Origin of the sequence: Croceibacterium soli (assembly GCF_009828065.1) — a bacterium.
GTDB lineage: Bacteria > Pseudomonadota > Alphaproteobacteria > Sphingomonadales > Sphingomonadaceae > Croceibacterium_B > Croceibacterium_B soli.
Map to the genome: position 1 here is coordinate 224,820 of NZ_WTYK01000001.1, position 21,067 is coordinate 245,886.

18 protein-coding genes and 1 tRNA gene are annotated in these 21,067 nt (G+C 60.4%); 15 read left to right on the forward strand and 4 right to left on the reverse strand.

What is annotated here, in order from left to right:
* Positions 1-22: 22 nt before the first annotated feature.
* Entirely contained in the window at positions 23-823 is an 801-nt protein-coding gene (locus GRI75_RS01200; RefSeq protein WP_160745108.1) for a hypothetical protein, read from the reverse strand.
* Positions 824-973: 150 nt separating this feature from the next.
* On the opposite strand from GRI75_RS01200, the gene GRI75_RS01205 reads away from it, so the two are divergent.
* The 4 genes from GRI75_RS01205 to GRI75_RS01220 all read left to right on the forward strand — a co-directional run bounded on the left by GRI75_RS01205 (position 974) and on the right by GRI75_RS01220 (position 3,959).
* On the forward strand, positions 974-1,366 hold the full coding sequence (locus GRI75_RS01205) for a DUF6152 family protein (protein ID WP_160745109.1): 393 nt from the start codon (positions 974-976) through the stop codon (positions 1,364-1,366).
* A 73-nt stretch (positions 1,367-1,439) separates the two neighbouring features.
* Positions 1,440-1,516 (forward strand) — tRNA-Arg (locus GRI75_RS01210).
* A 682-nt stretch (positions 1,517-2,198) separates the two neighbouring features.
* Positions 2,199-3,344 carry a DegT/DnrJ/EryC1/StrS family aminotransferase gene (locus tag GRI75_RS01215; RefSeq protein ID WP_160745110.1) on the forward strand — a complete coding sequence of 382 codons (1,146 nt, stop codon included), beginning with the start codon at positions 2,199-2,201 and terminating at the stop codon, positions 3,342-3,344.
* Positions 3,345-3,362: 18 nt separating this feature from the next.
* Positions 3,363-3,959: a sugar transferase gene (locus tag GRI75_RS01220; RefSeq protein WP_328597901.1), complete on the forward strand. Its 597-nt coding sequence runs from the start codon at positions 3,363-3,365 to the stop codon at positions 3,957-3,959.
* Here the strand turns inward: GRI75_RS01220 and GRI75_RS01225 are convergent.
* Positions 3,894-4,532, reverse strand: a complete 639-nt coding sequence (locus GRI75_RS01225) for a GNAT family N-acetyltransferase (protein ID WP_160745112.1) — start codon at positions 4,530-4,532, stop codon at positions 3,894-3,896. The genes GRI75_RS01220 and GRI75_RS01225 overlap by 66 nt on opposite strands.
* A gap of 513 nt (positions 4,533-5,045) precedes the next feature.
* Between GRI75_RS01225 and GRI75_RS01230 the strand changes: the two genes are divergently transcribed.
* The 11 genes from GRI75_RS01230 to GRI75_RS01280 all read left to right on the forward strand — a co-directional run bounded on the left by GRI75_RS01230 (position 5,046) and on the right by GRI75_RS01280 (position 17,677).
* Positions 5,046-6,365, forward strand: a complete 1,320-nt coding sequence (locus GRI75_RS01230; protein WP_160745113.1) for a nucleotide sugar dehydrogenase — start codon at positions 5,046-5,048, stop codon at positions 6,363-6,365.
* Positions 6,366-7,319 carry a Gfo/Idh/MocA family protein gene (locus tag GRI75_RS01235; RefSeq protein WP_235911104.1) on the forward strand — a complete coding sequence of 318 codons (954 nt, stop codon included), beginning with the start codon at positions 6,366-6,368 and terminating at the stop codon, positions 7,317-7,319.
* On the forward strand, positions 7,316-7,897 hold the full coding sequence (locus GRI75_RS01240) for an acyltransferase (protein ID WP_160745114.1): 582 nt from the start codon (positions 7,316-7,318) through the stop codon (positions 7,895-7,897). The genes GRI75_RS01235 and GRI75_RS01240 overlap by 4 nt, the downstream gene beginning before the upstream one ends.
* A gap of 5 nt (positions 7,898-7,902) precedes the next feature.
* A complete protein-coding gene (locus tag GRI75_RS01245) occupies positions 7,903-9,030 on the forward strand; it encodes a DegT/DnrJ/EryC1/StrS family aminotransferase (RefSeq protein ID WP_160745115.1) in 1,128 nt (375 codons plus the stop codon).
* A gap of 110 nt (positions 9,031-9,140) precedes the next feature.
* Positions 9,141-10,520 carry an oligosaccharide flippase family protein gene (locus GRI75_RS01250; RefSeq protein WP_160745116.1) on the forward strand — a complete coding sequence of 460 codons (1,380 nt, stop codon included), beginning with the start codon at positions 9,141-9,143 and terminating at the stop codon, positions 10,518-10,520.
* A gap of 78 nt (positions 10,521-10,598) precedes the next feature.
* Positions 10,599-11,255, forward strand: coding sequence for a class I SAM-dependent methyltransferase (locus GRI75_RS01255; RefSeq protein ID WP_160745117.1), 657 nt, complete (start codon positions 10,599-10,601; stop codon positions 11,253-11,255).
* A gap of 326 nt (positions 11,256-11,581) precedes the next feature.
* A complete protein-coding gene (locus GRI75_RS01260; protein WP_160745118.1) occupies positions 11,582-12,817 on the forward strand; it encodes a glycosyltransferase family 4 protein in 1,236 nt (411 codons plus the stop codon).
* A gap of 181 nt (positions 12,818-12,998) precedes the next feature.
* Complete coding sequence (locus tag GRI75_RS01265) at positions 12,999-14,201, forward strand: O-antigen ligase family protein (RefSeq protein ID WP_160745119.1); 1,203 nt, start codon at positions 12,999-13,001, stop codon at positions 14,199-14,201.
* A gap of 10 nt (positions 14,202-14,211) precedes the next feature.
* The gene (locus GRI75_RS01270) at positions 14,212-15,336 is read left to right on the forward strand and encodes a glycosyltransferase (RefSeq protein ID WP_160745120.1); all 1,125 of its coding nucleotides are present in this window, start codon (positions 14,212-14,214) and stop codon (positions 15,334-15,336) included.
* Positions 15,333-16,415: a non-hydrolyzing UDP-N-acetylglucosamine 2-epimerase gene (gene wecB / locus GRI75_RS01275; RefSeq protein WP_160745121.1), complete on the forward strand. Its 1,083-nt coding sequence runs from the start codon at positions 15,333-15,335 to the stop codon at positions 16,413-16,415. Before GRI75_RS01270 ends, wecB begins: the two co-directional genes overlap by 4 nt.
* Positions 16,412-17,677 carry a glycosyltransferase family 4 protein gene (locus GRI75_RS01280; RefSeq protein WP_202389520.1) on the forward strand — a complete coding sequence of 422 codons (1,266 nt, stop codon included), beginning with the start codon at positions 16,412-16,414 and terminating at the stop codon, positions 17,675-17,677. The genes wecB and GRI75_RS01280 overlap by 4 nt, the downstream gene beginning before the upstream one ends.
* Positions 17,678-17,777: 100 nt before the next feature.
* On the opposite strand, the gene GRI75_RS01285 is transcribed toward GRI75_RS01280, so the two are convergent.
* Both GRI75_RS01285 and GRI75_RS01290 read right to left on the reverse strand, forming a co-directional pair.
* Positions 17,778-19,493: a right-handed parallel beta-helix repeat-containing protein gene (locus tag GRI75_RS01285; RefSeq protein WP_160745122.1), complete on the reverse strand. Its 1,716-nt coding sequence runs from the start codon at positions 19,491-19,493 to the stop codon at positions 17,778-17,780.
* 355 nt (positions 19,494-19,848) lie between these two features.
* Entirely contained in the window at positions 19,849-21,039 is a 1,191-nt protein-coding gene (locus tag GRI75_RS01290; protein ID WP_160745123.1) for a hypothetical protein, read from the reverse strand.
* Positions 21,040-21,067 lie beyond the last annotated feature (28 nt).

Consider the following 21,067-nt stretch of genomic DNA (forward strand, 5'->3'; position numbering starts at 1 on the left):
CGAGCGATCGGCCGTCAGCCGCTCACTCCCCCGGAGGAGGTCCGAAGGGATCGTCTTCGTCATCCAGGCCGAGGTCGACGTTGGCCCCACCTTCCGCGGAGACAAGCCGGTTGTTCTCCTGGCAGACATATTCGCGAATCTCCCAGTCGGCCTGCCGGCGGAAGGCGAGTTGCTGGACCAGGGGCTCCGCGAGGACTTCGGGATCGGTGATCGTCGTTTCGATCCGCAGGATGTCCGGCGTGTCGAGCCAGATGCGCTCGCGGATCGTCATCTTGTCGCTGTGCGGGATGCCCGGTGCGATCTCCGTCACCGGGCTGAAGCCGACCGTGTCGACCAGCAGCGTGTCGCCATCCCAGCGGGCCACCGACGAGCCGTTGAACAGCAGATCGGGATCGCTCGGCAGCGGCCGGCCGTCGGTGTAGATGCGGCGCGCCTGGCTGTAGGTCTCGGCGAAGATCGTCACGCGGCCGGGCGTGAAGAGGAACTCGATCGGGTAAGGCTGGCGCATGATCCCGGGCATTCCCGGCGGAACGCACTCGACTTGCTTCGACTGGTCGACCCCTTCCTCCGCCTGCTTGGCGCGGAACGCGTTGAACTTGTCCTGCGCGGGCGGGGTCAGCTTCGGTTCCGTCGGCCGGCGCCCGCTGTCCCCGAACAGCAGCGACCAGTCGGGGTTCCACACGCCGGTGAAGTCGGGCAAGCGCTCGATCTCGGCATAGCCGTCCGCCCGCGGGATCGCGGCATCCTGCGCGGATGCTCCGCCGCTCATAGCCAGTGCGGCAGCGCCCGCCGCGGCGCGCGCCCAGATTGCCCAACCCTGCATCCATCCCTCCGCCTGTTTGTCTTTTCTGCCCCGGAGATTGCGGTCCAGCCGCGCGCCAAGTCAAGCAGCGGGTTGATTGTGTCCGCGTTTGCAGGAAATATGCCGAGAAGGCCTTGGCGCACGATTTGCGACTGGGCCGGGGAGAGAAGAATGCTGAAGAAATCGACCATTCTTGCACTTGCTGCCGGCGCGATGCTTGCGGGAGGGGCCGGCCTTGCCGTCCCGGCGCTGGCCCATCACTCGACCGCGATGTTCGAATGGGGAACGTCCAGCGAGTTGAAGGGCGTTACCGTCGAGCGGTGGGTCTGGACCAACCCGCACACCTTCCTCTACGTGCGCGACACGGCCGGCAACCGCTGGGCGTTCGAAGGGATGAGCCCAAACCACCTTTCGCGCGCCGGTTGGTCGAAGCGCTCGCTGGCTCCGGGCGAGAAGGTGGACCTGACCTACTACAAGCTGCGTGATGGGCGGAAGGGCGGCTTCAACGTCACCGTGAAGCGCCCCGACGGCTCGGTCCTGTCGCAGCTTCCTTCGCGCGATTGAGCCTTCCCCGCCGCGCCCGCGCCGAATAACGCTTGGCGCGGCGCGCGCGCGTTGCTAACCGCCTGCGCAGCCCGCACCCGTAGCTCAGCTGGATAGAGCGCTGCCCTCCGAAGGCAGAGGCCACAGGTTCGAATCCTGTCGGGTGCACCAGCTTTTCAGGTGTGAGGCTGTATTTGACCGTGTGCAGCGACAAGTGACAACTGCGATACCAACGAGTAGTCGAATGCGATGAGAACCGCCCCGTTGATCGCCATTGCCGCCGTAGCATTGTCGATGGCTACCGATGCGAAGGCGCAACTGATTTTGGAGCGGACGGAGGGCTTACAGCGCTTGTGCGTGTATCGTGCTGACCCGGTTAGCAGCGCCACTCGCACCCGAGTAGTTGGGTTGGGCGATGCCTGCTCCGCCTATCCGCCGTCGGCGGCTATGAATCGCCAGGCTCCCCCGACCGCGCGATTGGTCGCAAGCAAAATTGGCAACGCAGGGCGAGAATGCAGTTACGAACAGCGTGGCGGTACGTGGACCTACCGCGTTGATCGCACGGAGAGCTGTCCTCTGAGCGCTGGTATTCTCCTTAGCGAAATGGCCGCAGAAACCGCTGAGAGATAGGAACGAGGCTTCATCGAGCGCATGCCAGAGCTGCACGGTCCGCGTGGTTGCAGTAGCCTACGACATGTCAGCATGTATGAGACCGGACGGCACGACAGCACGCGCGGATTTTCGCGCGTGCCAAGAAGGCGGCTGCTTTGGACCGTTTGATCGAGCAGCGCCTGCCAATGGGGCCGTACGGTGCTCACGGCCCGGATCACGCCCGAGTGAGGAGAACTTACCAATGCCAGTGCCTTATTTTCGGTTGAAACTGGAGGAAGCCGAGATCGAGGCGGTCGTCGGTGTGCTGCGGTCGGGCTGGCTAACATCCGGAGCCGAATGCGCAGCTCTCGAACGCGAATTCGCCGAAGCACTGGGGGGCGGTGTGCACGCGATTGCCGTCAACTCGAACACGTCCGGGATGCATCTGGCACTTGAGGCGGCGGGGGTAGGTCCGGGTGACGAGGTGATCGTGCCAGACCTGACATTTACGGCCACCGCGGAGGTTGTGCGTTACCTTGGCGCGGAGGTGGTATTCGCCGACGTGCTGCCGGACACTCTTTGCATAGACCCGGGCTGCGTCAGGCGGCTCCTGACGCATCGAACTAAAGCGATCCTCCCCGTTCACTTCGGAGGCTTGGGTGCGGAAATTGGTGCACTTCAGGCGATCGCCTCCGAGTACAATATTGTGATCATCGAAGACGCCGCTCACAGCTTTCCTGCATCCGCCGCCGGCTCGGCCATAGGCAAGCACGGAAGCTTCGCGACGGTTTTCAGCTTCTACGCCAACAAGACAATCACGACGGGCGAAGGCGGCATGATCGTGACCAGCGACGAAGCTGTCGCTCAGCGCTGTCGGGTCATGAGGCTGCATGGCATCGATCGCGATGCTTTCCGTCGCTTCCAGGGCGATTCCTCGACCTGGAATTACGACATTATCGCCCCGGGCTTCAAATACAATCTGCCCGATATCGCCGCTGCTCTTGGCCGGCGCCAACTTGCTCGCGCAGAGGCAATGCGGGAGCGGCGGGCGGCGATCGCCGCCAGGTATCATGAGAAGCTGTCGAGCCTTCCGCTGGAACTTCCGCCGGGAGCTCCGGCTGGTGATAAGCATGCGTGGCATCTCTACCCGGTACGCTTGACTGCGGATACACCGACAAAACGGTCCGATCTCGAAGCTGCGCTTGCTGCGGCCCAGATCGGTTACTCTGTCCACTACACGCCATTGCACCGTATGAGCTACTGGCGCGAACGTTATGGCCTGAGCGACGACCGATTCCCTGTGGCTACCGACTACTTTCGGCGCTGCCTCTCGCTACCGATCTTTTCCGACATGCGGATCGACGAAGCCGATGAGGTGGTATCGGTAATTCGCGACCTGCTGGGCTGACCCGTGACTTCCAAGCGGGTGTTCGACTTCGCTGTCAGCCTGGCTGGGCTGATCGTCCTGTGCCCTCTTCTGATCGCGACCGCCATCGTGATCCGCTTAGAAAGTGCCGGACCTTCCTTCTTCTTCCAGGAGCGGGTCGGCCTTCATGGGCGCCGCTTCCGCCTGATCAAGCTCCGCACGATGCGAGCCGCGGGACCCGGCGAGCATAGGCAAATTACCGTTGGGTCGGATCCGCGAATCACCTGCGTCGGACATGTCCTGCGAAGAACGAAGCTCGATGAATTGCCACAGCTCCTGAATGTTCTCAAAGGCGAGATGTCTCTGGTCGGGCCCCGCCCGGAAGTTCCGCGTTATGTGGCTCTCTATACACCGGAGCAGCAAGCAGTGATGTTGTCCGTGCGGCCCGGACTAACCGACTTCGCCGCGATAGAGTTCTGCAATGAAGGAGAAATCCTAGCGCGATCAGCCGATCCGGAAAAGGCATACGTGCATGAAATAATGCCGAAGAAATACCGGCTTTACGAACGGTACGTCGCAGAGGCATCCATGTTATTGGATCTGAAGCTCATTGCCCGCACGATTATCACGATTGTTCGACGACGAGTAACCCAGTGACTTCCTGAAATAGAGCGAGCCGGAGTCTTCCTTTTCACATACGAAGCCATTCGACTGGTAAAAGGTAACGGCCCGAGTGTTCGCGGCGCGGACCGAGAGTCCGTAGTTTGCGATACCTCTTTGCCGGAGCCGTCCCTCGAGAGCGGCGAGCAGTTTGGCGCCCACCCCCCGACTCTGCGCGGAAGGCGCCGAGGCAATGGACAGCAGGCGATATTTGGCGACAGGCGTCGGCGGTGGAGCGAAGGCCGACTTCAGTTTCGCCCGGATCTTGTCCAGCAGAAAGTACGGGTGAGCCAGCAACCTCGTCACCAAAAATCCGCGATGGGAGCGGATGAACTGGCTCACTCCGCGTGAGACAGCTTCCCCTGAAATGAGGAAGCCAAGGACCCGGTTCCCTTCAACCGCCACAAGGGAAATGTCGGAATTCTCAATGAGCAAGCGGTTGTACTCGGCCAGTTTCCTAAGGCCGAATGTGGATGTGAAGTGCCCGTCGGAATACGCGTCTGCATGTATCTTCGCCACTTCTGCGGAGTAGGAAGCGACGTTGCCCGATGTGATCTCTACGATTTCCATTCTTGCTCCCAATGACAGCAACCGCGGGAGCCTACCGCCAGCCGCCCTATAGAAGGTCGACGGACCAGATCCACGACCGGCTGCCCTGATCGCCATCGCCCAAGGGTAAGTTCTGCTGTCATCGCTGGCAACAGGTCCGTGCTCCGGTCTGCGCTGAAGCCAGCTGCTGGGCAAGCGCGATCGCTGAACACCAGTGTCCTCACAGCGACTGCGCTGCCGCCGTGCCGCAGGTGGATTCCGGCCTATCGAATCCGTCTGACTTACCTTCGCCTCCACGGTATTGCGAAGGCTTCGTAGAGCGACTAAGCGCCCACGCACGATCAGTTTTTCACTAACCCCGATGAGCTTGCAACGTCTGAGCCTAGCAGATTGAGTGATGGTGCGAGCCCAGTGGGAGGCGATCAATCTCGCCGGCCTGAGCCGATCGAGGACCGGAATGCGGGACAGTCGAGGCGTCAGTCTACAGGTTTGAGCATCGATTTGGCGGTTGGGTGTTGAAGGAGCTTCTTACGGATGGAAAATGGCGCAGCTTGCCAGGAACTTCTAGCGCGCCTGGCTGCGCGGAAGGCGGTAATCGGTATCGTCGGCATGGGCTATGTCGGCCAGCCGCTTGCGCTTCGATTCTCGCAAGTCGGGTTCACGGTTCTCGGGTTCGACATCGATTGCCAGAAGGTCAGCGAGCTAAATGGTGGTCGGTCGAGCATCCAGCATGTCGACGACACGGAAGTGGCGGCCGCTATCGAATCAGGGATGTCGGTGACTGACGACTTCTCTCGGATCGGCGAAGTGGATGCGGTAATCCTGTGTGTGCCGACGCCGCTCAACAAATATCGCGAACCCGACCTGAGCTTCGTCATCAACACTTGTGACGCCATCGCACCGTATCTGCGGCGCGGCCAGGTGGTTTCACTCGAAAGCACAACCTATCCGGGCACCACCGACGAAGAGGTGGTGCCGCGGATCACTGCTGGCGGCCTGGTTGTTGGGGAGACGATCTTCGCGGTGTACTCGCCGGAGCGCGAGGATCCCGGCAATGAGAAGTTTACCACCAGTTCCATCCCCAAGGTGGTTGGCGGGCACACGCCCGCCTGTCTCGAGGCAGGCGTCGCGCTCTATTCGCCTGCGATCGACCATGTAGTGCCGGTGAGCTCAACCAAGGCAGCCGAAATGACCAAGCTGCTGGAGAATATCCATCGCGCGGTCAACATCGGCCTGGTCAACGAGATGAAGATCGTTGCAGACAAGATGGGCGTGGACATCTTCGAGGTGATCGATGCCGCTGCCACCAAGCCGTTCGGCTTTACGGCCTATTACCCTGGCCCTGGGCTTGGGGGGCATTGCATCCCTATCGATCCGTTCTACCTGACGTGGAAGGCCCGCGAGTACGGCGTCAACACTCGCTTCATCGAACTGGCGGGCGAAATCAATCGCGCCATGCCGCGCTTTGTGTTCGACAAACTGGTCTCGGCGCTCAACGATCAGGGCAAGGCACTCAAGGGCTCCAAGATTCTGATCTTGGGAATCGCGTACAAGAAGAACGTGGATGACATGCGGGAATCTCCGTCCGTCGAATTAATGGAAGTCGTCCGGGACGGTGGCGGCATCGTCAGCTATTCGGACCCGCATGTCCCGAAATTTCCAAAGATGCGCGAGCACACGTTCGACCTGTCTTCTGTCGATCTTACGCCGGAAACCTTGCGAGGGTACGACGCGGTCGTCTTGACTACCGATCACACGAAGTTCGATTACGCCATGATCCACCAGAATGCTCGGCTGATTGTCGACAGTCGCGGCGCTTTCCGTGATTTCTACCCTGCCGTCGTGCGCGCTTGAATGAAGGACGTTGATGCTATGCGTTTTGCCCTGACCGGTGCGGCCGGATACATCGCGCCCCGGCACATGAAGGCGATCCGCGAGACTGGCAACGAGCTGGTGGTCGCCATGGACGTCAATGACTCGGTCGGCATCCTGGACAGCCATTTCCCCGACGCACGCTTCTTCACCGAATTTGAGCAATTCGATGCGCATGTCGATGTGGAGCGGCGGGCAGGCAGATCTATCGATTACGTATCGATTGCGTCTCCCAACTATCTGCATGATGCGCACATGCGCTTTGCCCTCCGTGCCGGCGCTGATGCCATTTGCGAGAAGCCCCTGGTCCTTCATCACGAAGATATCGATGGCCTCGCCGAAGTAGAGGCTCAGACCGGCCGGCGGGTCAATACGATCCTCCAGCTGCGACTCCATCCCAGCATCATCGCGCTTCGCCAGCAAGTCGGCGCGAACAGCACGAAGCACGACGTAACCCTTACCTATATCACTTCGCGCGGCGACTGGTACTTGCGGAGCTGGAAGGCCCGCACGGATCAGTCAGGTGGGATCGCCACCAACATCGGAGTGCACTTCTTCGACATGCTCCATTTCCTGTTTGGTGAGCTACAGGAAAATGTGGTTCACCTGAACGCGCCTACGAAGGCGGCGGGATACCTCGAGTACACGCGCGCCCGTGTGCGGTGGTTCTTGTCGATCGACGTGAACGACGTTCCGCATGATGCTCGGGAAGCGGGGCAGCGGACCTATCGTTCTATCACTTGCGACGGGAGCGAGATTGAGTTTTCCGGCGGGTTCACGGACCTCCACACCGTAAGCTATCAGGAAATTATCGCAGGCCGAGGCTTCGGGCTGGAGGAGAACCGGACCGCGATCGAGACGGTATGCCGTATCCGCGACGCGGCGGCGGTCGAGCATGGTGAGCGGCATCCGTTCGTTTCGCGTGCATCCCTATGAGCTATTTCGCACATCCGAGCGCCATCATCGATGAGGGGGCGGAAATCGGGGAAGAGAGTCGCGTGTGGCATTTCGCGCACATTTGTGCCGGAGCTCGGATCGGGCGGGGCGTTTCGCTCGGTCAGAACGTGTTCGTGGGCAATCGCGCGATCATCGGCGACCTCTGCAAAGTCCAGAACAACGTTTCGGTGTACGACAACGTGACGCTTGAGAGCGGCGTTTTCTGTGGTCCTTCGATGGTTTTCACCAACGTGTACAACCCGCGCGCACTTGTGGATCGTAAGGACGAGTTCCGAAACACCCTGGTGCGTACGGGGGCGACGCTGGGGGCCAACTGCACGATCGTTTGCGGGGTCACCGTCGGAGCGTTCGCCTTCATCGGTGCCGGCGCGGTGGTCAACGCCGATGTTCCTGACTTCGCGCTTATGGTCGGCGTGCCGGCAAGGCACGTCGGATGGATGAGTGCTTCTGGCGAAAGGCTCAATCTGCCGCTGGATGGTACGGCTGAAGCTCTCTGTCAACACACCGGTGAGCGGTATCGCCTGTCGGGCGGACAGATTACTCGAGAGGCTGTGTAGAATTGGTGTTGTTCTCAGACCTGGCCGCGCAGCAGGAGCGGATTCGCGCTGAACTGACTGCAGGCATCGCGCGCGTCCTCGCGCATGGCCGCTACATCCAAGGACCGGAGGTCACGGAACTCGAGGGTCTGCTGGCCGACTTTGCGGGCGCCGCTCACTGCGTTTCCTGCGCCAATGGGACTGATGCGTTGCAGCTTGCCTTGATGGCACTGAACATCGGGCCGGGGAATGCGGTATTCGTGCCGAGCTTCACCTACACCGCAACCGCCGAAGTCATCCTTCTGTTGGGGGCTCGGCCGATATTCGTCGACTCAGATCCCGATACGTTCAACATCGATTTCGACGATGCCGATGCGGCGATCACCCGTGTTCGAGCGGAAGGTGGCTTGCGTCCAGCAGTGCTGATGACGGTCGATCTGTTCGGCCAGCCTGTAGATTACGCTCGCGCGCGGGCATTGGCGAGCAAGCATGATCTGACTCTGATTTCCGATGCAGCGCAGGGGTTCGGCGCGACCCAAGATGGGCGCCGTGTCGGCTCCAATCTCGCCGACATCACGACCACCAGCTTCTTTCCCGTGAAGCCGCTCGGGTGCTACGGCGATGGCGGAGCGATCTTTACGGACGATGCCAATCTGGCCGGTGTGATTCGTTCGATTTGCCTGCATGGAAAGGGCGAGGACAAGTACGACGTGATCCGGCTTGGCGTGAACAGCCGGCTAGACACCTTGCAAGCTGCGATTCTCCAGCCAAAGCTTGCGATTTTTCCGGACGAGCTGGAGAGGCGTCATCGGGTGGCGGTCAGCTACTCTGAGCGACTGAAGGGTAAGGTCATCACGCCGCACATGCCCTCGGGCGAGGACCGTTACGCGTGGGCGCAGTACACAGTCAGGTTGGAGAACCGTGACTTCGTCCAGGCAGGTCTGAAAGAGGCCGGGGTACCCACAAACGTCTACTATCCGAAGCCGATGCACCTTCAACCGGCCTATGTTCAGTTCGGCGGGGGGATCGGCTCCCTGCCGGTGAGCGAGGAGCTGTCACGAACGGTGCTCAGTCTGCCGATGCATCCTTATCTCACTGATGATGAGATTGACTATGTGGCAGCATCACTCCTCGCGGTAGTTGGCAGCATGTGAAGCGGATGTCCCGTTTCCGAATTCCGGGAGGGAAGTTCGCTCGAAACGTCACGACCATGGCGGGAGCCACGGCGGGGGGGCAGCTTATCACCTTCCTCGCATTGCCGTTCTTGACCCGCTTCTACTCGCCGGGCGAGTTTGGCTCAGCGGCCGTCTTCGCGGGCATCGTGGGGCTGGTGGTGATCGTGGCGACTTTCCGATATGAGCTCGCCATCCCATTGGCTCGGACTGACATGGCTGCGTTTCAGCTCGTGGTCCTGCCGTTCCTCATCCTGAGTATCGTCGCGCCGCTTGCCGGTGTCTTGTGGCTGGTGGCGAGCCGGTGGCTCGATTTTGAGACGGGACTCAGTGCGACGAGTTTCGCCAGCTTGATCGCCGTTGGCATCTTTGCAGCCGGTGCGTACCAGATCCTCAGCTATTGGCTTGTGCGAAGGCAAAAGTTCGGGGTTGTCGCGATCACCCGAGTTCAGCAGGGCCTCGCCGGGAATGGGGCGCAAATTGCGATGGGGCTCGCGGGTCTCGGCACTTTGGGGCTAATCGTCGGGCAGATCATAGGCGTCAGTGCGGGCGTGCGCCGGCTTGCGAGAGATTTCGCGCGCGACTACCGCCGGGCCCGCCAGCGGCTTCGGCCAAGGCGCTTGGCATGGGCGGCCAAGCGCTACCGGCAATTCCCGCTGTTTGATACATGGGCGGGGTTGCTCAGCGTCGCCGGCGCGCAGGCGCCCATTCTTCTCTTCGCAGCCATCTTCACATCTACGCTAGCAGGGTATTACGCGTTAGCTTTTCGCTTTCTTTCGGCACCGCTCGGGCTCGTAGGGAAGGCGATATCGGCGCCGCTCTTGGGCCGTTTGGTAGAGGCGCAGCACCAGCAGGAAGTCGGCCTACTCACGGTAAGACTTCTTCGCGCGCTCGCCATGTTGTCCTTGCCTGCATTCGCGATCGTGGCGGTCCTGGCACGCGATGTCGTGCCGCTTGCGTTCGGAGCGGAATGGGCACCGGCAGCCGTTGTGGTCGCCTGGACCGCAACCTGGGCAGGCTGGCAATTCATCGCATCCCCTCTATCCGTGCTCCTGATTGCCTTGGAAGCGCAGAAGCTGAACTCGTTGCTGCAACTTGGCCTCGTGGTGTTGCGCGTCTCAGGTCTCCTAGCCGGCGCGGCCCTAGGCGAGGCCGAGGGCGCATTGGTCGGGTTTTCTGTCGCAAGCACGTCGGGATATGCTGCCTACGCTGTGGTAACTGCGAGGGCTGCCGGTGTGCCGATCCACCAGGTGATCGCAGCCATCTTTCATCCCGTCGCAATCTATGGCCTTTGCCTCACCTTCTCTTTCGCGCTCCCCATCGAGGCCCCAGTCGGCAGGAACGTGATAGTCGCGTGCGCTCTCTTGTACTGGCTCTGTGCGTGCTGGCTGGCCGTAAGGAAGTTGCTTGTAATGTCGCCAGCCGCCAGTCAAAAATCCGGGACCGAGAGCGGTGACGAACGCTCGCAGTAATCAAATATGGTCAAAGCCTCCCACCATTGCCCAAGCGTCCGAAGTTCATCACCTCTCGGCGCATTAGGAGTTTAGTTCATGTCCACAAGAAAAGTTCTTCAAGGCTATGACCGCGAAGAATCAGTCCCGCGGAGCGAGTATTTCGGCGATTCCTACTTCGAGCTCACCCAGTTGTTCTCATTATCGCACCAGATACATGGCATTCACAAGATGCGCCCTAAGTCGATTCTCGAGATCGGAATTGGTAATGGCATGGTGTCCGATTTCTTCAAGAAGGCGGGCGTCCCTGTCACGACGGCCGATATCAATCCCTCGCTCAATCCGGATCTTCTCGCCCCTCTGCAGGAGCTGCCGCAACTCATGGGCGCGAGGCGAGTGGACGTGGTAGTATGTTGCGAGGTGCTTGAGCACATGCCGCTGGAGGAGTTGCCTCGCAATATCGCAACGCTGCGGTCGCTCGGACGTCGGCTCTTCCTTACGTTGCCAAATTACCGGAAGACTTTTGGCCTTGGGGGTGTGCTGCGGCTGCCCAAGGTACCCCCGAAGCCATGGTCGCTGACCTTCGATCTGCCCGGCAGGAAGGCGCTTGCCGATGCGCACTTCTGGGAGGTCGGGTCTGCTCCTACCTGTTCAAACAGCGCCATCGTGCAGGAATTACGCAAGCACTATAGCGCTGTCAGCGCGGGCCGATTTGCGCTCAACCGCTATCACCGGGTTTACGTGGCCGAAGACTGAAGCCGGCCGGTAGCGGCTTGCCGGAACCAAACTATGCGCGGAACTAACTCCCTCTCGATTACAAGATGGCCGCGCGGCATTTGGGTCCTGAGAACGGGTGGGTTTCGCTATGGTAGGCGCCAACTCTCTTCGAGGACGTGGCGTTGAGTCGCGATCTTCGTGACCTATTGCGCAAGCCGGACTGGGTATACCTTCTAAAGGACGCCGGTTCCTCGGATGTAGCATGGTGGTGAAACGCTTTGACCTCGTAAGCGTCAAACGTCGTGCGCCCGGTCAGGTATATGTACAGAGCGTCCGCGATTGGGACGCTGAACGGACAAGAACCAATGAGTAAGAAGATACTGTTCCTCTCGGCTTTGGACTTCAAAGAGAAGTCTATCCAGGTCATACGGAAGACGCCTGAAGCATTCAGAGATGCCGGCTGGGAGGTGCGGTACATTGTTGCTCGGGACAACCTCCCGCGGGGCAACTACGGCTACGAGGCCGAGATCAACCCGGCAGGGATCCGGGTCGAGAGGTTTGCGTGGCCTCTCGCCAGGCTCCGAAACACTCAAGCCGGGCGTGCGCTCTCCTACGTATGGACCAAGATCGCCAGTCTGGCTGTCGTCCTGCAACTTGCTCTTCGTGGCGCACAGGCCTTGCGGCGCGAAGCCGCTGATGTGATCTATGGCTACGAGGTGCAGGGCGTTCTGGCTGCCAGGTTACTCAAGATGGTTGGTGCGAGCGGTGGCGCCCTGGTCGTCCACCGATTTCAAGGCACCAGCGTCACCGAAATGTTGGAAGGCCGACAGCGAGTTCGGCAACTGGTGAACCTGGACCAGATTCTGGCGCTTCGAAGCGCTTGCGACCTGGTGATCATGACGGATGACGGAACAAAAGGTAACGAGGCACTCAGGAGAGTGGGTTCGAGGGCTGCAAACCTCAGGTTCTGGGTGAATGGAGCGGACGAACCGAAGGAACTTCAACCTACTCAAGAGTTTAGAAGAAGGCTTGGCGTGGGGCCGGATGAACTGGTTCTTGTATCGGTCTCGCGCCTGGCCGGCTGGAAGAGAGTGGACCGGGGACTCGCTATCGCTGAGGAGCTCAAGCGGCTCGGCGTTGCGTTCGTCTACCTGGTCGTGGGGGGAGGGAGCGAGTACGAACGCCTTGAGCGGCTCTCGCGTGATCTGGGCATCGCCGACCAGGTCATATTCACTGGTCCTGTTCCCCAGTCAGACGTCTATGACTACATGAATGCAGCGGATGTGTTCATCTCGACCTATGATATGAGCAACGTCGGAAACCCGCTCCTTGAAGCTATCCGAATGGGCAAGCTGATCGTAACACTCAGAAATGGTGCAACGGGCGACTGGATCACCCACGGGCAAAGCGGCCTCATCTATGATCCGTCGCAAGACATATCCCAGGTCGCGGCCAGTGACATCGCCCGCCTTGTACGAGACGCCGCTTGGGCTGATGAACTAAGGAAGGGGGTGCGAGCAGTCGCTCGTGAGCGCTTGTGGACTTGGCGGGATCGTATGAATGCTGAAGTGAGCGACGTGGAGATGTTACTTGAAAAATAGCATAAGTACCACCGACCGCGCGTTCTTAGTCTCTGGCATCTTGAGCACAGCGGCGTCATACTCCGTCTTATATGTGTTTCACCTGGTGCTTATAGCCCGTCTGGTAAGATCCGCTGTCTCCGGGTTTTCTTCCCCAACAGGCGGTGTCCGACCCGCACTGCGTTGGGACGTCGGGTTCTTTGTGGTTTTTGTTGGCTGGTACGCGGCATCGATCCTGTGGGCAGAAGACAAGATGTATGCGCTTCAGTATTGCGCGTATGTCGTTCTCGCGACCCTCACTGTGCTATACACGACGCAGATTTGTCGATCACCGTCTCGCCTTACTGCAGCATTCAAACTCGTTTTCCTGCTGATCTCCGTGGAGATATTCCTTTCCGCGCTCGAGGGTTTGGGGCTCATTAGGCTGCCTTTCTCTCCCTATTCGCAATATTACGCGTATTTCGGCCGCGAACCCGAAGACCTCTCCGGATTCGGTGTCTGGGCATCGGAATACATCGCTTCGCTACCAACCGGCTTCTTCAGCAATCCGAACAACCTTGCTGCATTCCTGGCGCTGGCGTTGCCGTTCTTCGCCCTTCATCAGAAGTGGCTTGTCCGCATCGTGGCTACTTCAGCCATCTTGTACATCGTGTACATGTGCGGCGCTCGCTCCGTGCTTGTTGCATGTGGTTTGACCCTCACGATCTGTGTTTTCGTCTGGGGCGGCATCGCCGGGCGCTTCGGTGGCTTGATGACCGCGTCATTGGTGGTGACGATAGTGGGTGCCGGGACGCTGGATCTCGTGAGTGGAAGCTCCAATACGCGCATCTTGGAACTCGAGGGCCTCGGCGGCGCGATCGGCGACTTCTGGGCCAGCCTGCGTGGTGATGCAGTGCTAGTAGACAGTTCCACAGGTGCCCGCGCTCAGCTCATACGGAACGGTCTCGATGCATTGTACGATTCAGGGGGCCTGGGTGTCGGGGCAGGTGGGAGTTGGGTGATCCAAGAAAAGTCTCTGTTTCAGGTGCGGGAAATTACCTCCATGCACAACTTCTGGATCGAGCTGCTGGTGGAAGGTGGGGTTCTCTTCGCGCTGCTTTTCGCGGCCTGGTATGCACGGTTCCTGGTGCAGCTATGGAAGGTGGCCAAATCGTCACGGAGCCCCGAACGCCGGTATCTGGCCAAGTCCCTCTTTGCCGGGTTTGCCGGGTTCATAATCGGGGCTATCGGGCCATCCACCGTGATCTATATGCTTCCTATGTGGATGCTGGTTGGCATCGGTCTTTCTGTGATCATGCTTGACAGCGGAGAAAGCGAAATCGCCGACTCTGCAAAAAGTTCGCACCGGCGACCTGTGGAGCGCTTAGCCATGGCCGGGCGCACTGCGCTGCCGCGGTTCAACTGAAGGTCAGTCCATGAAAGTCCTGCTGCTGGCGAATGGCGCCAGCATCCACGCGGCACGATGGGTCAACGGGTTGGCCGAGGCCGGCTTGGAGATAGTCCTTGTCACCCAGGATCGAGATGTGCTGCCGCTTGACGGTTCGGTTGTCGTTCATCAGCTGCCGTTCTCAGGCTCGCTTGGCTATTTCCGTAACGGCAGCGCGTTGAGGCGAATATGGTGCCAAGAGGCTCCGTCACTTGTGCACGCGCATTATGCGTCCGGCTACGGTACCACCGCCCGGTTGGGCGGCTGCGGCCCCCTGCTGCTTTCGGTCTGGGGAAGCGATGTGTACCGGTTCCCGAACAGATCGCCGCTGCACCGTTGGTGGCTGCAGGGGAATCTTGCTGCTGCCGACCGGGTGGCGAGCACAAGTAGAGCCATGGCCGAGCAGGTGCGCCGCCTAACTCCTGGTATCGGCCAGGTTGAAGTCACTCCCTTCGGGATCGATCTCGAACTCTTTGCCCCTGCCGCCGGCCCACCGACGATTGCAGACGATGCCCCGATTGTCATCGGAACGGTCAAGACGCTCAGGCCGGTCTACGGCATCGACCTGCTCGTCGAGAGCTTTGTCCGCCTGAGGATGGTGCTGGCGCAGGAGGCTCCTTCCGTGGCCGATAGGCTTAGGCTGCGGATTGTCGGAGACGGCCCTGAACGAGAGTCCCTTAGCACCCTCGCAGCGGAGAGAGGCATAGCGCGGGTCACGGACTTCGTCCCCAAAGTACCCCACTCCAAGGTGGCGGCGGAACTCTCGAAGCTGGACGTCTATGTTGCTCTCAGCCGTCACGAAAGTTTCGGCGTGGCGGTGTTGGAAGCGAGTGCGAGTGGACTGCCGGTCATAGTCTCTGACGCCGGCGGTTTGCCCGAGGTCGTGAGGCACGCCAAAACCGGTTTCGTCGTCCCGAGAGAGTGCCCGCCAGCGGCCGCCGACGCGCTGAAGCGCCTCGTGCTCGATGCCGAACTTCGGCGCACGCTCGGTAGTGCCGGCCGCACGCATGTTTGCCGGCATTATGGGTGGCGTGAAAGCGTCCGTCGGATGATAGGGATCTACCAAGACATGGAATCCCGGCCTTTAGGCAACACGTTAGCGAGGAAGCCGTGACACGCATACTTACCGTCGTTGGAGCGAGGCCCCAGTTCATCAAGGCGGCGGTCGTGTCTCATCAAATCGCCAAAAACCCCGGAGTGTCGGAGTGCCTCGTCCATACCGGTCAGCACCATGATGCGAATATGTCTGACGTGTTCTTCGAAGACCTGGCTATCCCTCCACCCGCGCATCATCTCGGGATTGCGGGGTTGTCTCACGGGGCGATGACCGGACGCATGCTGGAGGGGCTGGAAGGAATCATCAAGGCCGAGGCTCCGGACTGGGTGCTGGTCTATGGCGATACGAATTCCACCGTGGCGGGGGCGCTCGCCTCGGCAAAGCTCGGTGTTCCCGTCGCCCACATCGAAGCGGGGCTCCGCTCGTTCAACCGGATGATGCCCGAAGAGATCAATAGAGTTCTGACGGATCATTGCTCGGACCTTCTATTCACGCCGACCGACGAGGGCACCGCCAATCTGCTGAGAGAAGGTTTGCCCCCGGAGCGGATAGTGCAGGCCGGGGACGTGATGTTTGACGCAGCGCTGCACTTCGGAAAGTTAGCCGCCGAGCGTAACCTGTCGGCCGCCGCTCGGGGCTTGTGCTCAGGTGATTACGTGCTCGCGACTGTGCACCGACAGGAGAACACGGACGATATCCGCGCGCTAAAGAAGATCCTCGAGGGACTCAGCGAGGTGGCAATGCAATTGCCCGTTATCCTGCCGCTCCACCCGCGCACGCGAGCACGCATTTCGGCAGAGGGACTGGAGCCTCTCACAACCAAGCTGACGGTGCTGGATCCGCTGGGATACCTGGAGATGATCGCGCTCGAGAGCGGCGCTGCGGTCATCGCCACGGATTCCGGGGGAGTCCAGAAGGAGGCATTCTTCCAACGCGTCCCATGCGTCACGTTGCGAACGGAGACCGAGTGGACCGAACTGGTGGTTGCAGGTTGGAATCGGCTCGCGCCAATGGACACCAGCGAGCAGATCGCAGCCACGATCCTGAATGCGCGAGGGACGCGTGGCGCAGATGTGGCGCCGTACGGCGACGGCGCATCGGCAAGGAAGATCATCGCCAGATTGATCGATCAGTGAGCTCAATCTGGATCATCAATCAATACGCGTCGACCCCCGCGACCGGCATGGGTGGGCGTCACTGGCACCTGGCGCGTGAATTGGCCGAACGCGGCCATCAAGTGCACATGATCGCTGCTAGGTGGCATCATCTGCTGCGCGATCAGGAGGCATCCGCTAACGCTCCTGCGATTGAACGGCTGGACGGCGTCAACTTCGTTCGCATTCCAACTCCGCGTTACGCCCATGCACATGATCGGCTTCGCTTTCTCAACTGGGTTCTATTCGCGTGGCGCATCGCGAACTTGCCCCGCCAACTCTCGGATCGCCCTGACGCAATCTTCTACTCGTCGCCATCGTTGATCGGCACCTTGGGCGCCGAGCGCCTTGCGCGCCGGCTCGGCACCCGTCTGACACTGGAGGTTCGCGACATCTGGCCATTAACGCTCGTTGAGCTTGGCGGGATTTCACCCGCTCATCCGCTCATTCGCCTGATGCAGAGCATTGAGGACAGGGCCTACAAGCGCGCTGATGCGGTCGTATCGAACCTCCCCGGTGCGGGGGCGCACATGGTCGCACGAGGCATGGACCCTACCAAGTTCCACTGGATTCCCAACGGGTTCTCACTCGGCGGTGCGGCGAACCCAGTTTCGCTCCCGGCGGAAGTTCAAGGGCAGCTTCCGAAAGGCAAGTTTGTCGTCGGCTATGCTGGAACCTTAGGGTTGGCGAACGCGCTCGACAACCTGCTGGCGGCGGCCGAAAGGCTTCGTGAGCGTGACGACATTGCCTTCGTTCTGGTCGGCGACGGCCGGGAGAAGGCGCGATTGCAGGCTGAGGTCCGAACCCGGGGCCTGCACAACGTGACCTTCTTGGATCCTGTTCCGGCTGGCATGGTTCAGTCACTGCTCGCTGAGTTCGGTGCCTGCTTTATCGGATGGAACGAGACGCCCTTGTATCGCTTCGGTATCGCGGCGAACAAGATTTTCGATTATCTCTATTCGGGCAGGCCCATCATTCACAGCTATTCCGGAGCCTACGATCCGGTCGCCGAGTATGATGCCGGATTGACGGTTGAGGCTGAGCGCCCCGATGCACTGGCGGAGGCCATCCTGGAATTGCGGATGATGCCTCCGGAGAAGCGTCAGCAGCTTGGAAGCAATGGCCGAAGAGCAGTGATGGAGCGCCACGAGTACGGTATGCTGGCAGGTCGGCTTGAAGAGGTGCTATTCGGCCGATCCCCCGTTGCGGCGCAGGGTTCCGGGTTTGCTGTCCCAGCGCAATAATCACATCGCGCCGGGCGCGCGACTGGCAGGCGTGAGACGCATTCCCGCGCCGCGTACTGTCGACCCACATCCCATGTCTGACGTTAGCCGTCGCAGCTAATTACCTTCTGGAACTTGGAAGAGCCGGTTTCTGGGAACCACGGCTGATGAAGCCCGCGCCGTCCCAGTCTCGCCAGGATGTCCCGTTGACCCAGTTCCCCTTCACGGTCTCATGGGCTGTACGGCGGACTCGAATGGGGTCATGAGCCTCGCGCCAAGCCGCGGGGGGAACCGATAGGTCGTTACCGGTAGCAACCAGAGTGTGGCCGTCCGCTAGAGTGCTCTCGTAGACGAACACGCCCGCGGAAGCTCCCGCGGCCCGTATCTCCAGCCGGTTGTTAGCAAATGTCTTCTTACGATTGGTGTTGCCACGAATGACGAACGGTATCCCGGTGCATTCTTCGCACGTGACCTCATTTCCAGTGATCGCCACGTCGTACCATTTGCCGAAGTTGCGAGATGGGCCGCTGGCGGTGTTCACAACGTGAGTCACTTTGCCCAGGTCGAAGACATTGTCGGCTATCATGAACTTCCCATAGCTGAGGCCGCGGCCCATCAAATACAGCGCAGCTGCGCTCCCATCCGTCAGGCGGAAGTTCGATATCGTGTTCCCCGAGATTACGAAGGACGTAGGAGCGGCTCGCGTCCCTTGGCCGGTCAGGTGCCCAACCGCGATTCCGAACATCGTGCTGTCTCGGAACCTTCCATCCCAGAGCATATCTTTCACGATGTTGCCGGTAATCGACCAGGTGCCACTGACGCCTTCGACGAAGATGCCGAAGATGCCGTTGCGGGCGCAGGTATTCCCCGAAACCACCCCATCGTGGCCGCTATGGAAGTCTAGCCCCTTGCGATAGTTGTCGCTCGCGTTGTTGCCGATCAGCGAGGTGTTTACCGGGAGCCCGGAGGACCAGCCCGCGAACCCGTAACCTGTACCAGGATCTGAAGCGTGGCCGTTCCAGCGCAGGTCACACCCCTGGACCAACCCGTTCCTCGTGAAGCCGAAGACGGCGCCAGCAACCCGGTTGTGGTGAAGATGACAATTAATGACCTTCGGGCTCTGACAATTAGGAGTCGGACCGCTCACCAGGAGCCCCACAACAATGCCGCACCGATTGAAGCCGGTTATCTCCATGCTTTCGACAGTGAGTTTATCCGCATTGTTAGCGTGAATGCCAGACACCAACCCGGCATAGCTTCCGCCGGAGTTGAACCGGCCTGTGAACTCGATCTTTCCGTTCCGGATCGTGACATTGTCCTGGCCATCAATAAAGAAGACGGCTTCATATTGGCCGCTCGCCTCCTTCCAATCGGCAATGATCGTACTGCCGTTGAGATCGATGGTCGCTCCGTCGAGAGGAGCGCCGAGAGTTCCCTTGATGTGATAAGTTGCGCCCCTGCGAGCGGTAACGTGATGGCTGGCCGCGAGCGCGCCCTTCCATGCGGCAGTATCGTCTGCCCCTGGCTTGCCTGCGCCGAACCAATCGACGGCTACTGGACCCGTGAACTGACGGATCCATGCACCGGCGGTAGACGCCACATCGTCCGCTTTGATGTAGATGCCTCCGAGAGGATCCCGGTCGATCGCGGCGGAAAAGTCGCCGGTCTGGAACTCGAACACTCCATCGCGTCCATCTTCACTGAGGAACGCAACATTCGTTCGTGTGGGATCGAGCGCCGTCAGTGCGGCTCGGCTAGTGACTGTGCACGATAGGCAGGAGCTGACGGCGCTGCTTTCCACGCTCAGCATGGCAGCGGCCGCGGCAAGGCGGCTCATTGCAGTGCGTCGGTTCATTGTGCCTTGAGTCATCTGTAGGCTCGCTTCACAGCCTCTTTGGTTGGGCACCACACCGTAGAAGAGGGCACCTGAACAAGATCGGTGGGCTTGGTCGCCGCTCGTTCATCATCATTGGTATCGCCCCCCTCAGCGGCGGTGGTCCTCTGGCCCAGGTCAGCCAACTGGCGGTGTGCTGCGCACGCGTTCTCGGGATGTGGACCTCTGGCACGTGTGGCAGGTGTCGGTTCTCCGCAACGGTTGCTCCCGCTTCTCGAAACTTGCCCCGATGAGTGGAAGGAGGTCGATTGGTTCTGACGAGCCGACGGACCGCATAGCCTGCCGCTAGCTTACGAGGCTATTCTCGAGCAATCACCACATCATCGATGTACCGGGATCCGGTCGCCCCAGCTTCCGGACCTACGGTATTGACGACCAGCCACTGGAATGCGCAGCTTTGAGGCACCGTGAACCGGTCACTCACTCGGCGCATGTCAGTGCCGGAAGCAGGAGTCAGTGTCACCAGCTTGAGTCCGTTCGCCTCGGCGCAGCGGACCTGCAGGTCTACGTACTGATTGGAAGCGGTTGGGACACTGCTGAAGTCGGCCGACAGACTGTAGCTACCCGGAGAGAGCTCGACGAGCTGGCGGGCCGCCTCGCCGGCGCTGCCGGCAGCGGCGAACACACCTAATGCTTTACCGCCGTCCGGCTGCCGTTCAGACGCCGCCCAGAGTTCCGGTTCCTGGGCAAGGTCCCAGCCGAACGGTGGAATATTTGTGCTCTCTTCGAAGCTTCCGTTACGGACAAACTCTCGGCTGGAGTTCGCTCCGAGATCGAAGTCGTCGTGGAGCTGGCGAACCAAGCGATATTCACCCGCCGATGCAAACCGTTGCATGAGGAACTGTATCAGTTCCATCTCTGCAGGAATCTTGGGATCCAGGGTGCGCTGATACAGCGACACTAGAAGCTCGTTCGGCAGCGGCGCTCTGAGCAGATGCCTTGCGAATGGGAAAGCCCAGTGCGGCTTTGCGCGCATGCGCGTGACAAGTGCCTCAGCGATCCGCTCGTCGGATGCAGCGGCGGCCAGCAACGGGAACAGATCACGTTGTCCGCGCAACGATGTCCGTAGCGCGATGTCGAACTGTCGGATCACTTCCGGTATGTTACCGCGACGCAAATGGTGTTCAGCCAACCACAGCTGCGTCGCCTGATCCCTACGCGACAGTCGTTCGGCAAGCTTCATATGTGTGAGAGCGCTTACCTGGCCTTCATCCGAACCATCGGCTCCATAGACGAGGCCCAGCGCGCGGACTGCAGCAGGGATAAGCGGGCTGCGGCGTAGCGCATCATGGGCCAAGGCCATGGCTGGCTCAAGGGCTTCCGGAGCGTGCGTCTGCCTTGCCAGCGTCGCAGCCAGCCTGGCGCGGGCTTCAGCATCGCCTGGTGCCACCGCCAGCGCCAAAGTGGGACGGGTGCTTCGGTACTCACCCGCGATGGAGACCTGTAAGACTATCGCGAACGCCACGGCGGTAGCGAAGGCGCCGGTCAATAGCGAGCCAACCCGTCGGATTGCGAAC

What these genes read in the sequence shown, in the direction of transcription:
- GRI75_RS01225 (WP_160745112.1), bottom strand. Translation starts at nt 4,532, where the DNA reads ATGGAAATCGTAGAGATCACATCGGGCAACGTCGCTTCCTACTCCGCA.
- GRI75_RS01255 (WP_160745117.1), top strand. Translation starts at nt 10,599, where the DNA reads ATGTCCACAAGAAAAGTTCTTCAAGGCTATGACCGCGAAGAATCAGTC.
- GRI75_RS01215 (WP_160745110.1), top strand. Translation starts at nt 2,199, where the DNA reads ATGCCAGTGCCTTATTTTCGGTTGAAACTGGAGGAAGCCGAGATCGAG.
- GRI75_RS01235 (WP_235911104.1), top strand. Translation starts at nt 6,366, where the DNA reads ATGAAGGACGTTGATGCTATGCGTTTTGCCCTGACCGGTGCGGCCGGA.
- GRI75_RS01260 (WP_160745118.1), top strand. Translation starts at nt 11,582, where the DNA reads ATGAGTAAGAAGATACTGTTCCTCTCGGCTTTGGACTTCAAAGAGAAG.
- GRI75_RS01205 (WP_160745109.1), top strand. Translation starts at nt 974, where the DNA reads ATGCTGAAGAAATCGACCATTCTTGCACTTGCTGCCGGCGCGATGCTT.
- GRI75_RS01285 (WP_160745122.1), bottom strand. Translation starts at nt 19,493, where the DNA reads ATGAGCCGCCTTGCCGCGGCCGCTGCCATGCTGAGCGTGGAAAGCAGC.
- GRI75_RS01230 (WP_160745113.1), top strand. Translation starts at nt 5,046, where the DNA reads ATGGAAAATGGCGCAGCTTGCCAGGAACTTCTAGCGCGCCTGGCTGCG.
- GRI75_RS01200 (WP_160745108.1), bottom strand. Translation starts at nt 823, where the DNA reads ATGCAGGGTTGGGCAATCTGGGCGCGCGCCGCGGCGGGCGCTGCCGCA.
- GRI75_RS01240 (WP_160745114.1), top strand. Translation starts at nt 7,316, where the DNA reads ATGAGCTATTTCGCACATCCGAGCGCCATCATCGATGAGGGGGCGGAA.
- GRI75_RS01270 (WP_160745120.1), top strand. Translation starts at nt 14,212, where the DNA reads ATGAAAGTCCTGCTGCTGGCGAATGGCGCCAGCATCCACGCGGCACGA.